The 22,588-nt window shown below is 46.6% G+C and carries 19 protein-coding genes and 1 pseudogene; 9 read left to right on the top strand and 11 right to left on the bottom strand.

The window, feature by feature from the left end; genetic code table 11:
- Positions 1-9: 9 nt before the first annotated feature.
- Together B5F91_RS12530 and B5F91_RS12525 are read left to right on the top strand one after the other, a co-directional pair.
- Positions 10-1,968: a RagB/SusD family nutrient uptake outer membrane protein gene (locus B5F91_RS12530; RefSeq protein ID WP_087429428.1), complete on the top strand. Its 1,959-nt coding sequence runs from the start codon at positions 10-12 to the stop codon at positions 1,966-1,968.
- Between the two features lie 25 nt (positions 1,969-1,993).
- Positions 1,994-3,637, top strand: a complete 1,644-nt coding sequence (locus B5F91_RS12525; protein WP_087429412.1) for a DUF5123 domain-containing protein — start codon at positions 1,994-1,996, stop codon at positions 3,635-3,637.
- A gap of 83 nt (positions 3,638-3,720) precedes the next feature.
- Here B5F91_RS12525 and B5F91_RS12520 read toward each other — a convergent pair whose 3' ends face one another.
- The 5 genes and pseudogenes from B5F91_RS12520 to B5F91_RS12505 form a co-directional block, all read right to left on the bottom strand.
- Positions 3,721-5,445, bottom strand: coding sequence for a pectinesterase family protein (locus B5F91_RS12520; protein ID WP_087429411.1), 1,725 nt, complete (start codon positions 5,443-5,445; stop codon positions 3,721-3,723).
- A gap of 9 nt (positions 5,446-5,454) precedes the next feature.
- A complete protein-coding gene (locus tag B5F91_RS15450) occupies positions 5,455-6,594 on the bottom strand; it encodes an alpha/beta hydrolase family protein (protein WP_239416434.1) in 1,140 nt (379 codons plus the stop codon).
- Positions 6,595-6,603: 9 nt separating this feature from the next.
- Positions 6,604-7,650 (bottom strand): annotated as a pseudogene (pelA, locus tag B5F91_RS15445) (pectate lyase); the annotation flags it as partial.
- A 37-nt stretch (positions 7,651-7,687) separates the two neighbouring features.
- Positions 7,688-9,145: a pectate lyase gene (locus B5F91_RS12510; protein WP_144025120.1), complete on the bottom strand. Its 1,458-nt coding sequence runs from the start codon at positions 9,143-9,145 to the stop codon at positions 7,688-7,690.
- A 13-nt stretch (positions 9,146-9,158) separates the two neighbouring features.
- Positions 9,159-10,760, bottom strand: a complete 1,602-nt coding sequence (locus tag B5F91_RS12505) for a pectate lyase (protein ID WP_087429409.1) — start codon at positions 10,758-10,760, stop codon at positions 9,159-9,161.
- Positions 10,761-10,804: 44 nt separating this feature from the next.
- On the opposite strand from B5F91_RS12505, the gene B5F91_RS15005 reads away from it, so the two are divergent.
- On the top strand, positions 10,805-11,074 hold the full coding sequence (locus B5F91_RS15005; protein ID WP_144025119.1) for a hypothetical protein: 270 nt from the start codon (positions 10,805-10,807) through the stop codon (positions 11,072-11,074).
- On the opposite strand, the gene B5F91_RS12500 is transcribed toward B5F91_RS15005, so the two are convergent.
- Positions 11,005-12,324, bottom strand: a complete 1,320-nt coding sequence (locus tag B5F91_RS12500; protein ID WP_239416432.1) for a TonB family protein — start codon at positions 12,322-12,324, stop codon at positions 11,005-11,007. The two genes, B5F91_RS15005 and B5F91_RS12500, sit on opposite strands and share 70 nt — an antisense overlap.
- Positions 12,325-12,597: 273 nt before the next feature.
- Between B5F91_RS12500 and mscL the strand changes: the two genes are divergently transcribed.
- Both mscL and B5F91_RS12490 read left to right on the top strand, forming a co-directional pair.
- On the top strand, positions 12,598-13,029 hold the full coding sequence (mscL, locus tag B5F91_RS12495; protein WP_087429408.1) for a large-conductance mechanosensitive channel protein MscL: 432 nt from the start codon (positions 12,598-12,600) through the stop codon (positions 13,027-13,029).
- A gap of 105 nt (positions 13,030-13,134) precedes the next feature.
- Positions 13,135-14,415 carry a hypothetical protein gene (locus B5F91_RS12490; RefSeq protein ID WP_144025118.1) on the top strand — a complete coding sequence of 427 codons (1,281 nt, stop codon included), beginning with the start codon at positions 13,135-13,137 and terminating at the stop codon, positions 14,413-14,415.
- 131 nt (positions 14,416-14,546) lie between these two features.
- On the opposite strand, the gene B5F91_RS12485 is transcribed toward B5F91_RS12490, so the two are convergent.
- Positions 14,547-14,906 (bottom strand): DUF6249 domain-containing protein, encoded by a 360-nt coding sequence (locus B5F91_RS12485; protein WP_087429425.1) that lies wholly within the window; start codon positions 14,904-14,906, stop codon positions 14,547-14,549.
- A 143-nt stretch (positions 14,907-15,049) separates the two neighbouring features.
- Between B5F91_RS12485 and B5F91_RS12480 the strand changes: the two genes are divergently transcribed.
- Positions 15,050-15,595 carry an RNA polymerase sigma factor gene (locus B5F91_RS12480; RefSeq protein ID WP_087429406.1) on the top strand — a complete coding sequence of 182 codons (546 nt, stop codon included), beginning with the start codon at positions 15,050-15,052 and terminating at the stop codon, positions 15,593-15,595.
- Between the two features lie 3 nt (positions 15,596-15,598).
- Positions 15,599-15,958 (top strand): hypothetical protein, encoded by a 360-nt coding sequence (locus tag B5F91_RS12475; RefSeq protein ID WP_087429405.1) that lies wholly within the window; start codon positions 15,599-15,601, stop codon positions 15,956-15,958.
- A gap of 143 nt (positions 15,959-16,101) precedes the next feature.
- Here the strand turns inward: B5F91_RS12475 and B5F91_RS12470 are convergent, their stop codons facing one another.
- From B5F91_RS12470 to B5F91_RS12455, 4 genes are all read right to left on the bottom strand, one after another.
- Positions 16,102-17,811 carry an acyl-CoA dehydrogenase family protein gene (locus tag B5F91_RS12470; RefSeq protein ID WP_087429404.1) on the bottom strand — a complete coding sequence of 570 codons (1,710 nt, stop codon included), beginning with the start codon at positions 17,809-17,811 and terminating at the stop codon, positions 16,102-16,104.
- Between the two features lie 84 nt (positions 17,812-17,895).
- Entirely contained in the window at positions 17,896-18,267 is a 372-nt protein-coding gene (locus tag B5F91_RS12465) for a four helix bundle protein (protein ID WP_087429403.1), read from the bottom strand.
- Positions 18,268-18,336: 69 nt separating this feature from the next.
- Complete coding sequence (locus tag B5F91_RS12460; RefSeq protein WP_087429402.1) at positions 18,337-19,356, bottom strand: electron transfer flavoprotein subunit alpha/FixB family protein; 1,020 nt, start codon at positions 19,354-19,356, stop codon at positions 18,337-18,339.
- A 4-nt stretch (positions 19,357-19,360) separates the two neighbouring features.
- Positions 19,361-20,248 (bottom strand): electron transfer flavoprotein subunit beta/FixA family protein, encoded by an 888-nt coding sequence (locus B5F91_RS12455; RefSeq protein ID WP_087429401.1) that lies wholly within the window; start codon positions 20,246-20,248, stop codon positions 19,361-19,363.
- 386 nt (positions 20,249-20,634) lie between these two features.
- Here B5F91_RS12455 and B5F91_RS12450 point away from each other — a divergent pair, with 386 nt between their 5' ends.
- The gene (locus B5F91_RS12450; protein ID WP_087429400.1) at positions 20,635-21,843 is read left to right on the top strand and encodes a mechanosensitive ion channel domain-containing protein; all 1,209 of its coding nucleotides are present in this window, start codon (positions 20,635-20,637) and stop codon (positions 21,841-21,843) included.
- Between the two features lie 133 nt (positions 21,844-21,976).
- The gene (locus B5F91_RS12445; RefSeq protein ID WP_087429399.1) at positions 21,977-22,342 is read left to right on the top strand and encodes a thioesterase family protein; all 366 of its coding nucleotides are present in this window, start codon (positions 21,977-21,979) and stop codon (positions 22,340-22,342) included.
- Positions 22,343-22,588 lie beyond the last annotated feature (246 nt).

Below are 22,588 nucleotides of genomic sequence, written 5' to 3'. Positions count from 1 at the left end.
GAATCAATGATGAAAAATATAGTAAAGACCTTGATTGTGGCTGGGGTGATGGGAGTAGCCACAACTTCTTGTTCCGATTTCTTGGATCAGAACTCTCCTTCGGAAATGTTTCCCGAAACGGTTTACAATAGCGAAGGATATACCCAGCAAGCCCTTAACCGTGTATATGCCGGATTGGTGCTAGACCATACTTACGGATGCCGTATCCCATTAAACTTCTCTACCAATAGCGATATTGAATTGGTGGATGCATTGACTCAAGAAACTACTACAGCAGAGTCCGAGCGTGGCTTGTGTAACTATAATGCACCTAATTGGAACCGCTTGTCTAACAATTGGAGCGAGATGTTTGAAATTATCGAATATGCGAATTTGGTAATTGAAGGCATTCGCAGTTCTGAAATTCGTGAAAACGAGAAGATGCGCTATTATTTAGGTGAAGCGCTTACCTTGCGTGCTATGGTTTACTTTGACTTGATTAAGCACTACGGGGATGTGCCTATGAAGTTGGAATCCACTCAAAGCGACGGTTCTAACCTTTATTTGGAAAAAACGGATCGTGATGTTATTATGGATACGTTGTTAGTGGATTTGCAAGAAGCTGCCGAATTATTGCCATGGGTAGGTGAGGCAGGCTATACTTCTGAACATTGCACAAAAGGATTTGCATACGGATTGGCTGCCCGTATTGCTTTGGCAGAAGCCGGTTATGCAATCCGTGAGACTCCTAAAGAAGGTTATGTAAATCTAAGCGAAAAACGTGAAGGACAGTTGGGTTATAGTGATCCTACTTATCCGACAATGCGTCCGGGTAACGAAAAACGCCGCCAACTTTATGAATTGGCTTTGAACTGTTTGGATGCCATTATCAGCAGCGGACGGCATCAGTTAAATCCCAGTTACGAGGATGAATGGTATCGCATTAACCAACTGACTTTGGACCAAACTTATTATGAAAATATCTTCGAAGTGGCACACGGCTTGAACTATTCAGGTGAAATGGGCTACACGGCAGGTGTGCGTATCAATACGGCTGGAAGTCCGTTTGGTTTCAGCAATTCATCGGGTAAGGTGAAGCTGACTGCTCCGTTCTTTATGTCATTCGATCCGGAAGATACACGCCGTGATATTACTTGTGCACCGTATGAATTGCGTGATGTAACTGCGACACAGACCTTTACCAATGCTCCTTTTGGTATTTACGTAGCTAAATGGGATGTACGCAAAATGACTGAAGAATGGCGTGCTCAAAATGCTGCAGTAAGTACCAAGACCGGTTATGGTATCAATTGGGTAGTAATGCGTTATTCAGATGTATTGTTAATGTATGCTGAGGTAGTAAATGAACTTTATGGACCTAATGGTGCAGGTACTTGCGGCAAATCGGCTGTAGAAGCGTTGGCGGAAGTACGTAGCCGTGCCTTTAACGGAAATTCCGAAAAGGTTTCGCAATATGTGGCTCAAGCAGCAGGAAGCAAGGAAAGTTTCTTTGATGCGATTGTAGACGAACGCGCATGGGAATTGGCGGGTGAAGCAGTACGTAAATATGACCTTATTCGTTGGGGATTGTTGATAGACAAGACCGTAGAAATGCTTGACTCTTACAAACATGCCATCGAAAATGATGAATACGTAAAGAATCTGTATTATAAAGAAAATGCTTCGGCAGATCCTTGGTATTTAGTTGACTATTCTAGCGTTTGCTGGTATGAGGAACCGGAAAGTACCAACGACTATAAGAGTGTGAGCTTTTGGGGCAACGTGAAGAAAGACGGTGTTATTCCTGATGACAATAGTACATACGATGCCCTTAATTATATTAGTAGCGGTCTTATCAGCTACGATAAATATGCCGGTTTCCAAGGTCCTGCCGGACAAGTAATCAACCGTTATATATGGCCAATTCATACAACAACGATTAACGATTCTAACGGGCACTTGAAGAACTCTTACGGATTCTCTAACTAACCCAACCTTTTAAAACGACAGAAATATGAAAATTAATTATAAATACCTATTCATGGCAGGTCTTCTTACAACAGGAATGACTGCCTGCGTGGATGACAATGACTGGGGTACCGATAGCAGCCATAATCGTTTGTTCGGTGCTCAGGATATACAGGTTTCGGCAATGGCTACTACTGCCGAAGTGACTTTCGACCGCCTTCCGAGTGTGGACTATTATATTTTGGAATTGAACACAGACAGCCTTTATCAAGAAGATTTTCATGCCGGGTCTCGTATTGACACCGTACGTGAATCTCCTTATATATTAACAGGTCTGACAGGGGAAACAACCTATTTCCTTCGTATTAAGGCATTCTCTAATAGCGGTACGGCTCCTTCGTTGTGGAGTTATTTTGAAGATGGCGATCTCCGTTCATTTGAAACGGATGGTGAACAAATCTTTTATTCTGTGGCGTCTGCAGACCGTACAGAAAATACCATACGTCTGACTTGGTTGGCTGAAGCTGAAGTAACTCATGTTGATATCTATGCTTCTGAAGAAGCTTTTGAAGCTGGTGAGGCTGTTCTTCAAACGTATGAAATCACAGCTGATGATTTGGCTGCAGCAGCATGTACCATCAGCGGATTGGAAGCACAGACTGAATATTGGTTTGTTATCTATAACGGTGAAACCAAACGTGGTGAAATTGGTGCAAGCACTACTGCTCCGATGCCGGATGCCGACCTGAAGATTTCGTTGGAAGAAGGTATTACGTTGATTGACCAAGTCTTGATAGATGACCTTGCCGCACAGGCACAAGCTGCTGCTGGAGGTGCATCAGATTATAGTCTGACTTTGGGTATTCCAGGCGGTGCTACAATTGATGTACACGGTGTAGATGAAGAAACAGGTGAAGCAGCTGGTCTGGCAATTCCGGAAGGTCTGTCTGTTATATTCTTTGCATTGCCGGGCGAACGACCGACATTGAATTTCCCGAAATCATTGGAAATTGGTGGTACACATGGTTACATCCGCTTCGATGGCTTGACTATCGTGGATGGTGGTTGCCAATATTTCATCAATGAAGGAAACGGAGCAACTATCGGCGACTTTACATTAACCAACTGTATGATAGACAACATGAGCAGAAGTATTGTCCGTCTGCAAGCTTCGGATGCTGTAACGTTTAATGATATCACTATTGACAATTGTGTTGTGACTAATATCGGTTCGGGCGGTTATGCCGTATTCCGTGTGGATAATGCTGCTTATACCATCGGAGCTATCAACGTAACAAACTCTACGTTCAGCAATGTAGGACATAACTTCATACAGGCAGGTAAATGTGCCTTGGCAGAAGTAAACATCAGTGGAGTAACCTTCTATAATGCGCCGAATAATGCTAGCCGTTATTTGGTAGATGCTAATGGCAATAATACGAATGTGAACGTAGAAAACACTCTCTTCGGTCTTACTCCGGGACGTGGTATCCGTACAGACGGTACGATTACGGTAACCAATTCGTTCAAGACAACAGATGGTGTATTCAGCAGTAATGATTTCGATGTAGATGTAACTTCGCCAGAAGCAGCTTCTGCAGAAGTGTTCACAGACCCTGAAAATGGTGATTTCACCTTATTGATAGACGATTTGAACGGAATCGGTGACCCACGTTGGTATACGGAATAAAGCTAAGCTTTAGAATATTGTTCTCATAAAAAGAGGCGGTGCATTGCGCATCGCCTCTTTTTGAATTATATAATACTGATTTTTTATCGTTTAAGATTAGTCAGCAACGCATTCCCGTTCTTTATGGGGTTCCATCCGTCGTTGCCTGCCAGTACTTTTTCAGGTTGGTAGTTGCTGATGTCGGTCAGCTGGCGGCTGTATGTGGTACGTGCTGAAGGATTGGCTCCTTCGCCTTTGCTTTGGTATTCGGCATAGAATACGGTTTTTTCGTTTGATGTCTTTCCCCAGTTGTTCCAGCCTTCGGGAGCGATGTGCTTGCCCATTTCACATTCGATGTAAACGGCTTGTGCATAGGGACGCCACGGGCGCGAAAGATATACTTTTGCAGCTTCCTCATTGGCAGTCAGGCGGCAATTCCAGAATACATATCCGTAGGATTTGCCTTGGTCGGTAGAGGGGGCTGTTATGTATCCGTTGCTGAGGCTTCTGATTTCACAGTCTTTGAATAAGGCAGTGCTCCAGCCGAAGATAAAGTCTACCGTACCTTCAATGTAACATCCTTCATAATATTGGCGGCTTTCTTTTCCATACGTGTAAAGCGTGTCTTGGTTGCCCAAGAAGCGGCAATGCTTGAAATAGGTACGGTCGCCGTCCACGAAGCAGGCTACGGCTTGACCGACTCTGCCGGCTGTATTGGCGAATGTGATATTTTCGGCATAGAAGTCAGGGGCATAGATATAGACGGTAGACGAGCCGGATGTAGACATCTCTTCGTCGAAGATGTTTTTCTTCGAAGCATAATTGTCATCGGTGATAACCGCTCCTTCTTCTCCTATCAGGGAAACGTTGATTTTACATGCTGGGATGATTACCCGCTCTTTGTACTCTCCCTTGCGGACTAAAATGGTGGTGCGTTTGTTCTTGCGGAAATCCGGTACGGCATTGATAGCTTCCTGCACCGTAAAGAAGTCGCCGCTCCCGTCTTTCGCTACTACGAAATCATAATAACGCACATACTTGCCCAGTTCAGGTATTTGCTTTTCGATGGCTTGTACGGCAAGTCTTGCCACTTGTCTTGCGCCATACACATTAAAGTGGGTATTGTCTTGGCGTCCTTTGGGACATGCAGGCGAAACTCCTTTGGGAACCCACATGAAGAGCTTTTTCGAGTTCTCTGCACCCATCGATTCAACTAACTCTTTTGTTGCTTTATTCAAATCAATGAAAATAACACTCATTTCTTTAGCGATATTGCGTGGAGAGTCGAGGTATTTCCCGTGCGTATCTATCAGGGTGTCGCCTTCTTCTACAGCGTCTGCTTTTTCAGAACGGAAGTCATCGGCGGCTATCGCATTGGGGTTTTCGCCGAAGTTTCGGCGTACTACGGAATTGAACAATACCGGAATACCTCCTTTTTCACGGGTCTCACGCACGAATTTGCGGAGGTTTTCATCGAAAGTCGTTCCGGGTTCTGTATGCCGTTTGGGGTCAGCTTTTTCATCATTGTGCCCGAATTGGATAAATACATAGTCACCCGGACGGATTTTCTTCACTACAGCATCCCAACGTCCTTCATCGATAAAGCTTTTCGAACTTCTGCCATTTACTGCATGGTTCTCTATACGTACATCTTCTGTAAAAAAGCCTCCCAATACATGCCCCCAACCTCTTTCAAGATTGCCGGCATCGAGTTTTTTGTTCGCCATGGTAGAGTCGCCAATCATATAGACGGTTATAACCCGGTCGGACTTAAATGCTGACAGGAACAGAACTGTTAGCATTATGCAAAACAAATGAATCTTTTTCATGCTATTAATTTATTTAATGTGAAATTCGTTGTTGAAAAATTCCAATATAGCCTGCTGTATTTCTTTGCTGCAAAAATGAGGCAGATCGTATATTTGGGTTTGGAAATGCGCTTCGGCTTCTTGGCTTTCCCATACCTGCCGCATGGTTTCGTATGCCGATTTTACTCCTTCTATAGGGAAAAGCTTGTCCTTAGCCCCGTTTATGAACAGCATTGGCTTGGGGCAGGCGATGCTTGCTACGTGCGGGTAGTCCATGTATCTCCGTATGTTGGGAATAATCATGGCGTATGCCGAGCCTCCTTTATTCTGGTTGTTGGTCAATGTCATCAGGCTGTCGGTGGTATTCATCCAGCACACTGCGGCTCCGGCTTTGACTGCATCTGTAGCAGCCATAGTCATCCATGCCCGATATGCTCCCATGGAAAATCCCATGGTGCCGACTTTTTTTTTGTCTACATTCGGAAGCGAACGGAGAAATTCGGCGCTGCGTATGTCGTCCCATGCGATAAGGCTTCCGAATGATGTCCCCAGCTGCAAAAGATTGGCGGATAAAGCTTGTTGCGCATCGTAACTGGCATATTCTTTTCTGCCTCGTTCGCCCCAGAATAAAGCATCTACAGCTAATACGACATAGCCGTTCTGAGCCAAGAAATCGCCGGTATATTGTCCGTCGTAACAACGGATTACCCAGTCATCTGCATCTTTCATGACAACATCCGAAACATGGAACGGACGAATCATTTTTTCTTTTCCGATAGTGAAGTGTGCGCCGTGGTCATGCAAGAGAAGTATGGCTGGGAAGGGACCTTTGCTTTCTGGAACGAGCAAATATGCCGGTACGCGGGAATATCCGGAAACATTAAACACTATTTTTTGTGTGGTATATCCGTCCCGTTTTTCGCTTTCGATGACTTTCATGTCAAAGTCAACTTTGGGTGGAGCCGGTTGCATACATTCCAAGAGTTTTTCACGCGCTTGGGTACGCCAGCGGTTAAAATCCTTTTCAGGTGCATTGCCCCACGCCAGCGGGTAAGTTAGGTTTTGCGTTAATTGCTGATAAAAAGCCGGCATATTGCCAATGACTTCATATCCGGTATAGGCCTGTTCGGCTTCTGTTTTCTTTAGCCATGCCGGATAGGCTTGCAGAATGGCTTCGGGGGCATACGTGTACCATGCATAACCGACCCGCCGTTCCGGGGCTACATCCTCCAACCGGTAAACTTTTTTCCCGTCTCGGTTTGCCATGAAAGGCTGATTCGTATCCAATTCGTAAAAGCGTGCCCAAATGCGTGGGGCTTTTTTGTCTTTCACCACTTTTCGGTCGTAAGGATATTCCGGATTGGTGATTTTGTCTTTACTGACGGGAATTTTTTCTATCCGGATGCCTTGGATAGCTGATTGCTCTAACCATGTCACGCCTGCTTTTACGGCTTCTATAATCGCTGGGGTAGGGTGAGGAATTTCCATTAGCAGACGTAGTATGGCACAGCTTTCGCCCGAAACCAGTGAAGGAAGTTCGTAGGTCCGGGCTTTTACGGGGAGTAGGGTTTCATTGTCGTGCTGTTGTCCCCATACGGTCTTTACCCCGTTTTGGACGTATTGGGTGCGTAAGATGACGGCGATACCTTTTTGTAAACTTTGGTGGATTTTCTTTTTCATGGAATCATCCAGCCAAGTATAGTTGATGTCACCTTCATTGATGCGTAGGAAAAGTGCTAATACCCCTGTTGTCACTTCATCGTTATACGTAATGGCATCTACGTCCCAACCTCTCCAACCACCGTTTTTCTTTTGGGTTTTCAGCAGGTAATTCAGACCTTTGACAACGGCATTCTTGTATTTTGATTGTTTGGTGAGGGTATATACTTGTGCTAAATAATCGATTTGTGAATAGGTATTACGGTTATCCAATGTACTTTGCCGTTCTCTCACTTTCAAGGTATTGCGTACAGAATCGGTTGGAAGAATGGCAAGCCAGTCAATATTTTTGGGCCACCCTCCGTCTTTGTTTTGATAGGCAATGAAATTATCGGCTATTTCTTTGTATTGTTCAGGGGCGTAGCGTGCGTATGTACGTTCGGGATGTCCCAAATTCCAATGGTGGATTCCGTCAGATAATTTGTCAATAGAGGGTATTGTTTGTGCATCTAAAAAACTTGCTATACCCAATCCCAAAGCAAGCAGACCGAGTCTGTTTTTTTTCATGGTTGTTAGTGTTTGAGTTTTTAAATCTTTTCGCAGATTAATAAGGATACAAATGGTTTACCAGCCCGTTTAAATAGATTTCTAAGTTGGTGTAATCGGTGTTTAAACTGTAAGCAGAACTGTCCGAAGCATCATTAGGGTTCAGCCCGTGTTGCTTTTCCCAGGCATCGGGCATACCGTCGGCATCCGTATCCAGTGGGGCAGGAGCCGACTGGTATGTTTGCCATCCGCCTACATCGCTAGGCTGGTCAATCAATCCGTTTGTGCTTCCGTGGCTTCCTTCATACGTGTATGTTCCGTTCCAGGTTTCGTCCACGATGCGTTGGTCGTAGTCATCCCGCTTTAAGGAAGCGCCGGCATATTGCAAAACGGATTGGTAAGCGTCTTGTGCCGGTTGGAGGGAAGTATGTTCGGCTATTTGGAAAGGCTTGTCGGATAAATAAGCCGCTTTGTCGGCGGTTTTGTCTTTCAATATCAGTCCTTTCGTGTTGTCTTTGTTGACCTTTTGCATGTCTTTCCGTTGCTTTTCGGTCAGCTTGGCGCACGAATCATCCATGTAGTTTCCGCTCAGGTAGAAAACGCCGTGCGTGCCTTTGACGTTATTGTTTTTCCCGTCATCGGGATAAGCGGTAAAGAGTCTTTTATATGAAGCCACCGTAGCCGTGTACGGACCGGGTTTATAGTAATTGTTCAAGAAGTTGTACGAGCCTCCTTCACCTGCGTAGGCTCCGGCACTTCCGTAATTATAGATGACATTGTTGAACAATTCCACTCGTTCTTCTTCGGGTTTGCCCGTATAACGGCTTCCGCACAAGCGGGGAGTGCGATTGGAGTGATGAGCCAGCAGATTGTGGTGGAAAGACGCCTTTTGACCTCCCCAAATGCCTCCGTAACCGTGTGCGCCTTTTTCGTGTATCGACCGGAAAAGGCTTTCGCTGATGAGGCACCATTGTAAGGTAAAGTTCTGGTTATCATAGAATGTGGCGCATTCATCGGTGCTCCAACTCATTGAGCAATGGTCGATGATGATATTCCGGTGGTTGTTGAATCCGTTCATGGCATCATCGCCTTTGTGCTTGATGTCTGTTCCCATGCGCGAACGGATAAAACGGATGATGACATTGTCGGCTTTCACTCCCAAGGTATAGTTCTTCAGGCAGATGCCATCACCCGGAGCGGTCTGTCCGGCTATGGTCAGGTCTCCGTTATTGATATAGAGCGGTTCTTGCAATTCGATGATGCCGCTTACGGCAAATACGATTGTGCGAGGTCCTTTCTTGCGGATTGCCCAGCGCAAGGTGCCTTCCGAACCGTCGTCTTTCAAAGAATTGACGATATACACTTTCCCGCCTCTGCCTCCGGTGGTGTATTTTCCGGCACCGTCGGCTCCTGGAAATGCCGGTATGCGGTCGGTAGATGCCTTTACCGGCAAGATGCAACACAAAGAGAGTGCAATGAGGCAAAATGCTGTTCCAAGTTTCTTGTTTAAGTTCATGATTAATAAATGATTAAGAGTTAGGATATAAATTATCTACTAAGCTATTCAGATAAACTTCCAGGTTGGTATAGTAGGGGGTAAGGTTGTATTTGGCTCCGTCCGAAGCATCGTTCGGGTTCAGCCCCTGTTCCTCTTCCCATGCATCGGGCATACCGTCGTTATCTGTATCAACGGGAGCAGTGCCTGATGCATAATCGGGCCAGCCTCCAACGTCTTCGGCTCGGTCTATCAATCCGTCTGAACTTCCGTTGCTTCCCTCGGCGGTATAATTCCCTTGGCGCACGTTATCGACAATACGGGCGTCTACATCATCCCGGACGAGCGATGCGCCGGCATGAGCCAATACCCATTCGTAGGATTCTTGTGCCGATTGGGTATATTCGTCCGTATCGGGTGTGATGAGAAAGGCTTGTTCCGACCGGATGGCTTCGATGCCTCCTTCGGGCAAGGGGCAATTTTTTTCATTGGGATGTATGCCCGCCCAGTTATCTGCGTTGACTTCCGCTATCAGTTCTTTGTATTCCGAAGTCATGTTGGGGCAAGTGCCGTCGAAATAATTTCCGTTTACGTAGAAGGTTCCCCATACGCCTTTCGGGTTTTGCTGGCTTCCGTCATCCCCGTTGGGCTGGAAGATACGGTTGACAATGCCTTCCTTGGTACACGTGGAAGGTCCCGGCTTGTAATAATTGTTGATGAAGTTATACGAGCCTCCTTCGCCCGCATAGCCTCCGTTGGTCGGTCCCCAGTTATAGAACACATTGTTCCGCAAGTCGACTTGCTCTTTATCGGGATTGCCCGTGGTGCGGCTTCCCGAAAGGCGGGGCGTGCGGCTGCTATGGTGTGCCATAAGGTTGTGATGATACGAAGCGGGTTCTCCTCCCCAGATGCCTCCGTATCCGTGTCTTCCTTTGCTATGTTCGGAGAAGGTAAGGCTTTCGCTGATGATGCACCATTGCATGGTAAAGTTTTCGTTATTATAGAACGAAGCACATTCGTCCGTGCTCCAACTCATCGAGCAATGGTCTATCAGGATGTTCTTGTATCCTCTTCCCCAAAAGGCATCCGCTCCGTCGGCTTCGTCTTCCGTCAGCTTGTCCGAGCCCATGCGGAAACGGATGAAGCGGACTATTACGTTATCGGCTTTGATAGATACCGGATGTCCTTTCAGGCAGATGCCGTCGCCCGGGGCGGTTTGTCCAGCAATGGTTACATCCCCGTTCTTGATTTCAAGTTCTTTGCTTAATTCAATCAGCCCGCCCGTGGCAAAGACGATAGTACGTTTGCCCGTTTGGTTCAATGCCCAGCGCAGGGTTCCCATAGCGCCATTGTCGGCGAGGGAAGTCACTACATAGACTTTCCCTTCTGCTCCTCCGGTCGTATAACGTCCGGCTCCGTATGCGTGAGGAAATGCCGGGATTATGCTCCGGTCGGGAGCGGGATAGTCGGGCAATTCTTCTTCGCCCGGATTGGGTTCGGGGTCTGGATCCGGATTGGGTTCAGGTTCTTCTTGTCCGGGCTTTTCTTGCTCAGCCTTAGGGTCTGTATCCGCACAGGCGGTAAATAGGCTAAAGCCAAATGCCATAGCCAGCCAAATGGATTTCGTATGCTTCATATAAAGGTGTTTTTGTTTTTGTATCAAAAGTACGCCTTTTTCGTATGGAAGAGGGGGAAATATTGGTTTTTATATACCATATTTTGAACTTAGGCATAACGAACATAAGTGGGGATTCAAACGCATACGGCTTCATCTGCCTACGAAGCCGTATGTGTTGGCTGATGAAGCCTGCTTCGTTAAGCGATGAAGCCGTATGCATTTATGTCAGTATCCGCCTGCCTTTTTGGCAGGACTTGGTCTTTTATTTATCCTTGATTCCGAAGAGCCAGCGGAAGAAGCGGACGAAGATGTTCCGTTTCTTGGGCTTTTGAGGCTCGGCATTCGTGTCCGGCGTTTGTGTCAACGAGTCTTTGGGTGCGACAAGCGAGTCGGCTGGTGCCAGCAAGCTGTCTTTCTTCAGGAGTAAAGAATCGTTGGGCATCCGTAACGAGTCGGGCAGAAGGCGTAACGAATCAGGTCGTAACCGGAGCGAATCGGTCTGCAACGAGTCGGGTATCAGCTTTTTCAAGCGTAAGGAGTCCATCGAAACGGAATCCGTCCGGAGTGAATCTGCCAAGAGGCTGTCTTTATGCAGGATGCTATCTTTGTTTGCCAAAAGAGGCTTGGGTTGTACGGGTTTCGGGCGTTCTATCTTGAATTGGACGGGCACGGAATATTTACACCGCACGATAGTGCCATGGTCTTTAGCTGGAATCCAGCGCGGCATGTTCCGGATAACGTTCAGAGCCACGGTATCCATGCTTGGTTCCAGACTCCGGACAATAACGGGTGAGCTAATCCGTCCGTTTCTTTCCACTACGAACTGGATTGCCACTACCCCTTCGATGCTGTCCCGTTTGGCTTGGGGAGGGTATTTCAAATTGCGCTTCAGGTAATTCTGGAAGGCTTTCATACCGCCCGGATATTGGGGCATCTGCTCTGCAGAGGCATAGATACGGCTGGAACTTTTGCGCTGCATTACAATCGTGTAAGGCTCGTTCGGGTTTTGCAGGAATGCCTGAATGGAAACAGATTGGTTCTCCATTCCGTCGGCGCGTACTGTTATCGGGTGATTGTAGTCCGCATCAATTTGGAAAAGCCCGATTTCATCGGTGGTGACTCTTCGTCCGGTGCCTTGGATGCTGACCACGGCACCCGTAATCGGTTCTCCTGAAGCCGTTGTGACATACCCTTCTATCGGGAAGGTTTGCTGGCTTTGCTTGTATGCGACAATGTCTTGAGGACTATCCAGATAGAAAGTCTTCGTGGCATTTTCGGGTTCCAAGGCAAACGATGCTACCGGTTTATCTCTATCGGTAGGGAAATACAGGTTTGCCGAGCGGGTATAGGAGTCTTCTATTTCGTATTGGAAGGTGATAACTCCTTGGGCATCACCGGTATATTCTTGGTTTCGGCTCGATATTTTGAGAATCATTCCAGGCTGAGGCTCTCCGTTGGTTTTAAGTACGGTGATGCGGAATGTGGTTTTTGTGCCTGCTCCTTGTGCCGCGAGGGGAAGGAAGAGGCAGAGGCATGCGAGCCACGTATATAATAAGGTATGTCGTTTATGCGTCTGGTTCATAATTTTTTGAAATAGCGGTGCAAAGCTACGAGTATTCTCTTGCATTTCAAAGTTTCTTTCTTTATTTCTTGTCTTATAGCTTGATTTTGTTACCTTTGTATGTGCAAACATTATTTATAACGCAGAGACGCAAAGGCGCAGAGAAACATTTTAGAGAGGGCAAAGAGCACAGAGCTTAACCTATTCCTCTCTGTGTGCTTTGCTTTCTCTAAAAATAAAACTTTGCGTTTTTGCGTCTCTGCGTTTGATTAGATAATAAAATTGGAGTATGCAATGAAGAAGACATTGAATGAATTTAAGAAGTTCGCCATGCGGGGCAATGTGGTCGATATGGCGGTAGGTATCATTATCGGTGGTGCATTCGGAAAGATTGTATCCTCGTTGGTAGGTGATTTGATTATGCCAGCCGTAGGCGTTCTGGTAGGAGGGGTAAACTTTTCCGACTTGAAATGGGTGATAAAGCGTGCGGTAATGGAAGGCGATAAGGTGGTTTCTCCGGAAGTGGCGATCAGCTATGGCAATTTCATTCAGGTGGTCTTCGATTTTCTGATTATCGCTTTGGCAGTATTTTTCTTGGTGAAAGGCATCAATGCGTTGACCCGCAAGAAAGAGGCTGAGGCAAAGACTCCGCCCGCTCCTCCGGCAGATATCCAGTTATTGACCGAAATCAGGGACTTGCTGAAAGAGAAGAAGGAGAGTGAATGAAACTTTTTTCGGATGAGAATTGGATATAAAAAGAGGTTGTATTCAGATAGAATATGACTGATTTTCGTGTAGGGGCGGGGTTCGCTTGCCCGAATGCATCTATGGATGTTTTTCGGTCAGGTACCTAATTCTGGAAATGTTTTCAATGTACCCAAATACCAATCTTTAAAAATAGGTGAGGGTACAGGGACGTTTACTCTTACAGGTACCTCAACTGAAATCAAATTGACTTATCCTGACGGAACAAAAGCAAGTGATTATTCTGCTCTTGTGGCACAAATCACCCCCGAAGGAGCTAATGGCACATATACTGATATCGATTCCCGTTCTACTGATGCGAATGGTTGGAGTGTGACGAGCAATTTGGAGGAAGCAAAAGTTGTAGTTACAGCAGGCAGTGGTAAAGCTTTACTTCGTGTTACGCTTATCCAAGCCAATGGCAATGAAGTAACTGCTTCGCGCATAGTGGAAAATCTGGGTTATACGGTTTCCGAAGATGGCAAGACTTATACGGTGTATAATGCAGACGGATTAATTGCGTGGGGGAACGCTGTCAATGTAGAAAAAGGTCAATATCGATATACGAATTGTATTTTAACTGCCGATATAAATATGCAAGATAAAACATGGGCAGGTGTTTGTACTGGAAATAGCGAATGGTTCGCAGGTACTTTTGACGGTGGTGGACATACTATCAGCAACTTGACTTACACTTGCGAACAAGATGCTGCTTTTATCAAGAAAGCCAGCGAGAATTGCATTATAAAGAATGTTACATTTAAGGATTTGGAAATGATTGCAACTTCTCATTCTGCAGGTGGAATAATAAAGCAAGCAAGTGGTTCAACAATTGTAATGAACTGCCACGTGGTAGGAGGTAAAGTGATTAGCACAGGCTTGGGACAAGCTGGTGGTATCATTGGCTTTATTACATCTGAGAATGTGAAAGTATATGCTTGTTCATCTTCTGCAGAAATACAGAGTAAATCTTGGCGTGGAGGTATTGTAGGAGACAATGGAGGTAATTATGCTCATAAGGGAGGAACAATTGTAGCTTGTTATGCAACAGGAAATGTAGTAGAATTGACACCAAATGCCGTGTCAAATGATGCAGGTGTTATTGTGGGAGCAAATTATGGCACCATTACATCTTGTTATTGGGCGAATGATGAACTTGATTGTGGATATAATGTTTATGAGGGAGTAGGTGCAGGTGGAAAATTCAAAGAAGAAAACATTGAAAATAAGGTTACTGATAATAATTGGGACGCGGCAATCACTGCTATGAACCAAGCTCTTGCTACTGCCAATATCAAGAACTATACATGGATAAAGAACACCGGCGATGATGCAGAAAATCATCCGCTCATCATTCTAGCCGATTAACTTCAATAAGGCTGTAGGACATGATTTGTCTGTCTTATTCCCGAATGCTATACTTGAAGCTGTCTCAAAATAAATGCTGATTTTTATTTTGAGACAGCTTCTACAGGCAATTTGCGGACATTCTTATTATTTTAATTTTGCTTCTTGTTTTGTTTCAGTTCTACTGAGAAAGAGGCGATGAGGCCTAATCCTCCACCTATCAGGATGCTGGCGGCATAAATAATGGAGGAATCTTCATAGCTGATGTGCGGGTCGAGGCAGTATCCAGCTATTAGACCTAAGCCGATGCCGAGCAAGAGGCACCCTGTGCGCAGGGTAGTAAAATACGTCGAGAACTTCAAGTGTCCAGCCACTCCGTGGCTTAATTGTTCGGGTTGAAGTTTTTCAATTAACATGATTCGTTCTTTACGCCCTACAAATAATTCGAATAATTTGTAGATGCATCCGAAAATAATGGCAAGTACGCCAATCGGTACTAAAATGTCTTCCATATTGTTCTGTTTTAAGTGATTGATTTTGTTCCTTTGCTCCTTTAGACGCAAGGAAGTGCCGAAAGGTTACACAAAATGTTGCAGAAAAATTTTTTTCTTTATATTTGTAACCTCTTTTCGGGTTTTGCGTCTAAAGATACGAAATGAAACCGAACGAGTCACATATTATTACGCATATTTTGGCGGGGAAGACCGAAGAATTTTCGTATTTCCTCGATACCTACGGGCAACAAGTATTCGCACTGATTGACCGCATGGTATCTTCTCCCGAATATGCCGAAGAACTGACTCAAGACACGTTTATGAAAGCGTTTCAGCATTTAGGTTCGTTTTCCGCCGATAGCACGTTCTCTACTTGGATTTACCGCATCGCTTATAATACCGCGCTTTCCGCCTTGCGTAAGAAGAAAGAAGAAGTGTTAGTGATAGATGATAAGCAATGGGAACGGGTCTCGGAAACGGAGATTGACGAGGTGTTGGATGATGAGTCGGAAGACCGCATCGCCCGGCTTCAGAAGGCATTGGAAAAGCTTTCGGTAGAGGAGCGTGCCATCGTTGCATTCTTTTATGAAGAGGAGAAAAGCATCGAAGACATCGCGCATATTTTGAATCAAAGCGTGGGTAATATTAAAGTGAAATTGCACCGCATACGCAAGAAACTGTATATATTAATGAGTGAGGAGGAGTGAGCCATGACTATAGACAAAGGACTAAAGAAAGCGATAAAGAGCCAACCGGCTTATCGGTTGCCCTGCAATTTTACGTACCGCATGATGCAGCAGGTGCGTGAAGAGGCATACGCCTGCGAACGTCGTGAAGAGTTCAGGCTTCGTTTAGCATTAGTGATATTTTGCGTATGTGCCTTGGGTGGTCTTTTCTATTATATAATAAAGGTGTATGGCGTTGCCCTGAGCCGTATGTGGCAAGCCCTGTGCCAAAGTTTGCCTTCGCATGATACGTTCTTGTTTTTCTTGCCCATATCTGTATCTATCGTATGCTTAGGCGTGCTTTATTGGTGGCTGGAGCGGAAAACAAGGATAAATGAAGAATGAATATCCGTAACTTGTTAGTAAAAAGGAGTTAGAAGGAGTTATGCCTTCGGCAGGAGTTAAATGCCAATAGCATAGAGAAAGTATTGGCTTTTAACTCCTTTTTACTCCTTGCAATAACTCCTTTTAACTCCTTATTCCATTCATCAAGCCTTCCGATAATTCGCTAATGATTCCGCATCGAAGTTTTGGATAAAGCTATGGTGCTTTTCCACTTCGGCTTCGGCATAGTTTACATATACGTCGAGCGACTTGGCGAAGAGTTCGGGAGCTTTCGTAGCGTCTTGTAAGAGCAAGTGGCTCATCACGCAAACCGCAGCCATTTCATAAAGCCGGCGTGAGGTGAAGTCGAGCAACTCTTGGTTTTGCGCTTCCTTAATCTTAGCGGTACAAGCTTCCAATTTCCCGGTCATCGCTTTCAGGCGGTCCATATAGCCTTGGTATTCGGGTGCGCAAGGAATGGCTTCATACTCGTGTAGGGTAGCGGCATACGAGCCGTTGGTCACGTACCGGATAGCGGCTACGGTTTGGAGTTGGGTCGTTCCTTCGTAGATGCTGGTGATGCGTGCGTCGCGGTAGATGCGTTGGCAAGCATATTCCATCATGAAGCCCGAACCTCCGTGGATTTGGATGCAATCGTATGCGTTTTGGTTGGCGTATTCCGAGTTCATGCCCTTAGCTAACGGGGTGAAGCTATCCGCTAACTTCGCATACCGTTTCTGCTCCTGACGTTCTTCGGGAGTCAGTTTGCGTTCGCGGGCGATGTCGTCCAATGCCTTATAGATGTCCACATAGCGTGAGGTTTGGTAGAGCAAGGCACGTCCGGCGTCGAGTTTCGCTTTCATTGTAGCCAACATGTCATATACGGCGGGGAATTCGATGATGGCTTTACCGAACTGCTTACGGTCTTTAGCGTATGCAAGTCCTTCGTTGTAAGCGGCTTGGCTTAATCCTACCGATTGGGCGGCGATGCCTAAGCGAGCACCGTTCATCAATGCCATCACGTACTTGATAAGTCCCAATTTGCGGTCTCCGCAGAGTTCGGCTTTCGCATTCTTATACACCAATTCGCAGGTGGGCGAGCCGTGGATGCCTAATTTGTTTTCGATGCGGCGCACGTCCACACCTCCGTCGTTCTTATCGTAGATGAACATCGAAAGTCCACGTCCGTCGTGCGTACCTTCTTCCGAACGAGCCAATACCAAGTGCAGGTTAGCGTCTCCATTGGTGATGAAACGCTTCACGCCGTTCAGGCGCCAGCAATTATTGGCTTCATCGTAAGTGGCTTTCAGCATCACGCTTTGCAGGTCGCTTCCAGCATCGGGTTCGGTCAAGTCCATCGACATGGTTTCTCCGGCACAGATGCGCGGGATGAAACGGCTGTGCTGGTCTTCGTCTCCGAATTCATACAGGGTTTCGATACAATCCTGTAATGACCAGATGTTTCCGAATCCTGCATCGGCTTGTGCCACGATTTCGGCGCACATGGTGTATGGGGTAATCGGGAAGTTCAGTCCTCCGAAGCGGCGCGGCATCGTCATTCCGTTCAGTCCGGCTTTCACCATCGCATCGAGGTTCTGTTTCGTTCCCGAAGCGTATTCCACCCGTCCGTTGGCATGGTGCGGACCTTCTTGGTCTACGCCTTCAGCATTGGCTGCAATTACTTCACCGGTAATCTCTCCGGTAATTTCCAACACTTTGTCGTATGAGTCGAGTGCGTCGGCATAATCTTGCGGCGCATAGTCATACTGTTCTTTATCTCTGTATCCGCGTTCCTTCAGCTCGCAGATGCGTTCCATCATCGGATTATTGAGATGGAACTTGAGTTCGGGATGTTCAGTATAAAAGTTTGGCATAGTTCTTTTTATTTTAGGAGTTAGAAGGAGTTATAGGGAGTTAGAAGGAGTTATAAGCCAAATGTTTGGTTGTTTTAATTCCTTTTATTCTTCCCATCTTTTGTTGATAATGCCTTTGCAATAAGCATTAAGCAAAAAACTTACATCTTCTATACTCTTTGTTAATTCGTAATAAATGCTATCAGTTATGTAATTTAAATCTTTAGAGAGAAGGATATAATATCGGCACTCTTCCAAGCTGCCTTGTGCGATATTCAAGAAACGGAGTTTATCGGCTTTGCTTAGTTTCCTATAACCTTCGGCGATATTGGCAGGAATAGACACTGCAGCCCGTTGAAATTGTGAACATAAGCCAAAGCGCTCATGCGTAGGAAAATCGTTTGTTGCCCGATAGACGTTTAAAACGAATTCATGTGCTTTCTTCCAAGCTAAAATGTCTTTGAAACTTTGTGTCATAAGTAAAACTATTGGCTTCTAACTCCTTTTAACTCCTTGAAATAACTCCTTTTAACTCCAAAGGAAAGATTACTTGCTGTTCTTCTTGTAGTATTTAATCATCTTCGGAATTACCTCTTCCACCGTTCCATTAATCACGTAATCCGCTATCGCGTTAATCGGCGCATTCGGGTCGCTATTCACCGAAATGATGATGCCTGCGTCTTGCATTCCGGCGATGTGCTGGATTTGCCCGCTGATGCCGCAAGCGATGTAGAGTTTCGGATGAACGGTTACACCGGTTTGGCCGATTTGGCGGTCGTGGTCACAGAAGCCGGCATCTACGGCGGCACGGCTCGCGCCTACTTCGGCGTGAAGTTCTTTAGCTAATTCGAAGAGCATGTCGAAGCCCTCTTTGCTTCCCATACCGTAACCTCCGGCTACTACGATGGGCGAGCCTTTCAGGTTGTGTTTCGCCTTTTCCACGTGGCGGTCGATGACCTTCACCACATAATCGGTTTCGGGCACATACTTCGCTACATCGTGGCGGATGACTTCGCCTTGATAGTTCTCGTTGAGGATTTCTTTCTTCATCACGCCCTCGCGCACCGTAGCCATTTGCGGGCGGTGTTCGGGATTGACGATCGTAGCCACGATGTTTCCTCCGAATGCCGGACGGATTTGATAGAGGAGGTTCTTATACGTAACGCCCGCTTTCTTGTCTTCGTGGTCGCCTATCTCTAATTGGGTGCAGTCGGCGGTAAGTCCACTGGTCAGGGCGGAAGATACGCGCGGACCCAAGTCGCGTCCGATGACCGTTGCGCCCATTAGGCAGATTTGAGGCTTTTCTTCCTTGAAGAGGTTCACCAAGATAGAAGTATGGGGCAGGGAAGTGTAGGGGAACAGCCCCGGAGCATCGAACACATGCACACGGTCTGTGCCGTAAGGAAGCACTTGTTTCTCTACATCGGCAAGTCCGCTTCCGGCACAGATGGCTTCCAGTTGGCATCCTAATTCATTCGCTAATTTGCGTCCTTTCGTTAACAGTTCGAGACTGACATCGGCAACGTGTGTGCCGTCCATCTCACAATATACAAATACATTATTCATAGTCTTATCCGATAGTGTGGTTAGCCAACAGTTCTACAATCAGGTTTTCTACATCCGCGTCGCTTCCCGTCAGGGTCTTGCTTTCCTTTGCTTGGAAAATGATGTTCTCGATTTTCTTCACTTTGGTGGGCGAGCCCGACAGACCGCATTGTTTCGTGTCGCCGTTTACGTCGGCTACGCTCCATTCGGTGATGTTCAGGTACGGATGTTTCTCGTACAAGTCCGCGTAGGGCAGTGCGGCTCCGTCTTTGGTGAGGGCTGCTTTTTCTTGTCCTCCCAAGGCACGTTTGTATTTCATCACTAATTTGGCGTTGCGCGGGCGGCAAGGGGCTGCGCTTCCGTTCACGGTCAATACGATGGGGAGCGGGCCTTCTACGGTTTCCACACCTCCGTCGATGTGGCGTTTCACGCGGATAGACTTGCCGTTCACTTCTTCGATTTCCTCTACGTAAGTCACTTGGGGCAAGCCTAATTTCTCTGCTACTTGCGGGCCTACCTGAGCTGTATCACCGTCGATGGCTTGGCGTCCGCCGATGATGATGTCATAATCGCCTATCTTGCGGATGGCCGTGGCGAGGGCATACGATGTAGCCAGCGTATCGGCTCCGGCAAAAGCGCGGTCGGTCAGCAGATAGCCGTTGTCGGCGCCTCTGTAAAGTCCTTCACGAATGATTTCAGCGGCACGTCCGGGACCCATAGTCAGCATGGTGACCGTAGAGCCGGGATGTGTGTCTTTCAGTCTGAGTGCCTGTTCCAAGGCGTTCAGGTCTTCCGGGTTGAATATTGCCGGAAGAGCCGAGCGGTTGATGGTGCCGTCGGCATTCATGGCGTCTTTCCCTACACTGCGTGTGTCTGGTACTTGTTTTGCCAAAACTACAATTTTCAAACTCATGATTATTTATTTTGGTATTAGTAATATTATTTTATTGCCTGCAAAGTTAATGAAAGCATTTGTTTTTTCACTATTAACTATTCATTATTAACTATTCATTATTCATTTTTCAGTGTCTTCGATGAGTTGTTTTGATGCGGAAGTGGAAAGTATGGATCCGTCGTTCAGTTTGATATGAAATTCGGATAAAGAATTTTCGGGCAGGATACTTGTTTTTCGTAGGCTACGTTATCGCGGATGAGCGGTCAGGATGAGGCAGATTCCGATGAAAAAGGAAGAATAAATGCGTGCCATAAGCGAATCTTAACAGGTTATACATCTTTTCGTGGCTAAATATATGAAAAAAGCTTCGTATATTTGCCTCGCTAAACCAAATAATTCTTGTTATGGAACATATAGACGAAGAAATAGCCCGCCTCCTGTTAGATTTGGGCATCGATAAGGCGAATCTGAACTGGACCACGCGGGTGACGATGATTCTCGCCATCCTGCTGGTCTCCTACATCGTGACCAAGCTCTTCCGTCATGCGCTGATTCCGGCGGTGCGGAAGATAACGGCGAAGACCAAAGCCACGTGGGACGATTATTTGTTCAACGATGATATGCTGCACAGCTTTTCGCGGATGATTCCGCCTATCATCTTTTACCTGCTGCTGCCTTTCGTGTTCGACGGTTATCCCCACGTGCTCGCCATTCTCCTGAAGGCGTGCCTTATTTATCTGATTGTCGTGACGCTGATGCTTATTCGCTCGTTCTTGAAATCGATTTATGAGATATCGAGCGAGCACGAGGCGTTGCGTTACCGTCCCTTGAAAGGCATTTACCAGATGGTGCTTTTGCTGGCGATAGCGGTGGGCATCATCCTCATCATCAGCATCCTTATCGACCAAAACGCGGCGACGATACTTGCCGGGCTGGGTGCGTCGGCGGCGGTGCTGATGTTGATATTCAAAGATAGCATCTTGGGTTTGGTGGCTGGAGTGCAGCTCTCGGCGAACGATATGCTCCGTCCGGGCGACTGGGTGACGATGGCGAAATACGGTGCCGACGGGTATGTGCTGGAAGTGTCGCTCACCACGGTCAAGGTGCAGAACTTCGACAAGACCATCACCACCATCCCTCCCTACGCCTTGGTGAGCGATTCGTTCCAAAACTGGCGCGGGATGTGGGAGAACGGTTCGCGCCGCATCAAGCGTTCGCTCTACATCGACATGACCACCGTTCGTTTCTGCACCGGTGAAGAAGTGCGGAACTACGTAGAAAAGGGCTGGATAGAAGCCCCTGAAGAAGGAGGGGAACCGATGGTCAACCTGCAGGCATACCGAATGTATCTGTTAGCTTATTTGCAGAAAAATCCAAAGGTGAACCACGACATGATGATTATGGTGCGCCAGTTGCAGCCCACCCCAGAAGGCTTGCCCTTAGAGGTCTATTGCTTCGCCGACACCATCGAGTGGCTGAAGTATGAAGCCATACAGAACGATTTGTTCAATCACTTCATAGCCGTCCTCCCCCGCTTCGGCTTGTGCATTTACCAGCACCCGTCGGGAAGCGATTTGGCGAGATTTTGGGCTGCTGATAATAAAAATGTATGATTGTCAGATTACCTGTAGGGGCGGGGTCTGCCCGCCTGAGTACATCAACCGATACATCCGTGGGCGCATTCGGGCAGGCGAACCCTGCCCCTACAGGTAATTGAGTGAAATATGGATAAAAAAAACAATAGCAATGGAAAAACCAACTTACACCAGCAAGACAAAAGTAACTTCCGCCAACACCGCTATAGCCTTAGGCTCGGGCGATATGGAAGTATTCGCTACCCCCGCACTGGTAGCGCTTATGGAGAACGCCGCGATGAATGCGGCGAAAGACCAACTCCCCGAAGGCTCCACTACCGTAGGGGCGTTTATTGAGACTACCCACGTAAAGCCTTCGCCACTGGGCGAAGAAGTGTCGGCTACAGCTGTATTAGAAAAAGAGGAAGGACGGAAACTCACCTTCCGCATCACGGCATCCGACACCAAAGGCACCGTAGGCGAAGCCACCCACATCCGCTACATCGTAGACCGCGAACGGTTTATGAGTAAGCTATAATTGGTATTTATATGCCTTTTTGAACACAGCCTGCTTGGAAGGCTAATGAAGCAGGCTGCATTGGTTGATGCATACGGCTTTATCGTTGGATAGAGCCGTATGTATTTTTGTCTGTTAAAATCGGATTGTTTATTGCATATATAATATAATAATGTGTACGGTTCAGTGCACCTAAGTCCTTTCATTAAAAATCATTCATCCGTAAATGGCTGTATTACAATGCGTTTAAAAATAAATTCAAGAAAT

Origin of the sequence: Bacteroides sp. An322, assembly GCF_002161765.1 — a bacterium.
GTDB lineage: Bacteria > Bacteroidota > Bacteroidia > Bacteroidales > Bacteroidaceae > Phocaeicola > Phocaeicola merdavium.
The sequence above is the reverse complement of the archived record's forward strand: the minus strand, read 5'-3'. Positions and strand labels throughout refer to the sequence as shown.

Bases quoted from the DNA above. Each gene is read 5' to 3' on its own strand.
- B5F91_RS12470 (WP_087429404.1), bottom strand. From the start codon at position 17,811: ATGCCAAACTTTTATACTGAACATCCCGAACTCAAGTTCCATCTCAAT.
- B5F91_RS12485 (WP_087429425.1), bottom strand. From the start codon at position 14,906: ATGGAAGACATTTTAGTACCGATTGGCGTACTTGCCATTATTTTCGGA.
- B5F91_RS12505 (WP_087429409.1), bottom strand. From the start codon at position 10,760: ATGAAGCATACGAAATCCATTTGGCTGGCTATGGCATTTGGCTTTAGC.
- B5F91_RS12490 (WP_144025118.1), top strand. From the start codon at position 13,135: ATGTTTTTCGGTCAGGTACCTAATTCTGGAAATGTTTTCAATGTACCC.
- B5F91_RS12525 (WP_087429412.1), top strand. From the start codon at position 1,994: ATGAAAATTAATTATAAATACCTATTCATGGCAGGTCTTCTTACAACA.
- B5F91_RS12480 (WP_087429406.1), top strand. From the start codon at position 15,050: ATGAAACCGAACGAGTCACATATTATTACGCATATTTTGGCGGGGAAG.
- B5F91_RS12520 (WP_087429411.1), bottom strand. From the start codon at position 5,445: ATGAAAAAGATTCATTTGTTTTGCATAATGCTAACAGTTCTGTTCCTG.
- B5F91_RS12460 (WP_087429402.1), bottom strand. From the start codon at position 19,356: ATGAATAATGTATTTGTATATTGTGAGATGGACGGCACACACGTTGCC.
- B5F91_RS12530 (WP_087429428.1), top strand. From the start codon at position 10: ATGAAAAATATAGTAAAGACCTTGATTGTGGCTGGGGTGATGGGAGTA.
- B5F91_RS12465 (WP_087429403.1), bottom strand. From the start codon at position 18,267: ATGACACAAAGTTTCAAAGACATTTTAGCTTGGAAGAAAGCACATGAA.
- B5F91_RS15005 (WP_144025119.1), top strand. From the start codon at position 10,805: ATGGAAGAGGGGGAAATATTGGTTTTTATATACCATATTTTGAACTTA.
- mscL (WP_087429408.1), top strand. From the start codon at position 12,598: ATGAAGAAGACATTGAATGAATTTAAGAAGTTCGCCATGCGGGGCAAT.
- B5F91_RS12500 (WP_239416432.1), bottom strand. From the start codon at position 12,324: ATGAACCAGACGCATAAACGACATACCTTATTATATACGTGGCTCGCA.
- B5F91_RS12510 (WP_144025120.1), bottom strand. From the start codon at position 9,145: ATGAACTTAAACAAGAAACTTGGAACAGCATTTTGCCTCATTGCACTC.
- B5F91_RS12450 (WP_087429400.1), top strand. From the start codon at position 20,635: ATGGAACATATAGACGAAGAAATAGCCCGCCTCCTGTTAGATTTGGGC.
- B5F91_RS12445 (WP_087429399.1), top strand. From the start codon at position 21,977: ATGGAAAAACCAACTTACACCAGCAAGACAAAAGTAACTTCCGCCAAC.
- B5F91_RS12455 (WP_087429401.1), bottom strand. From the start codon at position 20,248: ATGAGTTTGAAAATTGTAGTTTTGGCAAAACAAGTACCAGACACACGC.
- B5F91_RS12475 (WP_087429405.1), top strand. From the start codon at position 15,599: ATGACTATAGACAAAGGACTAAAGAAAGCGATAAAGAGCCAACCGGCT.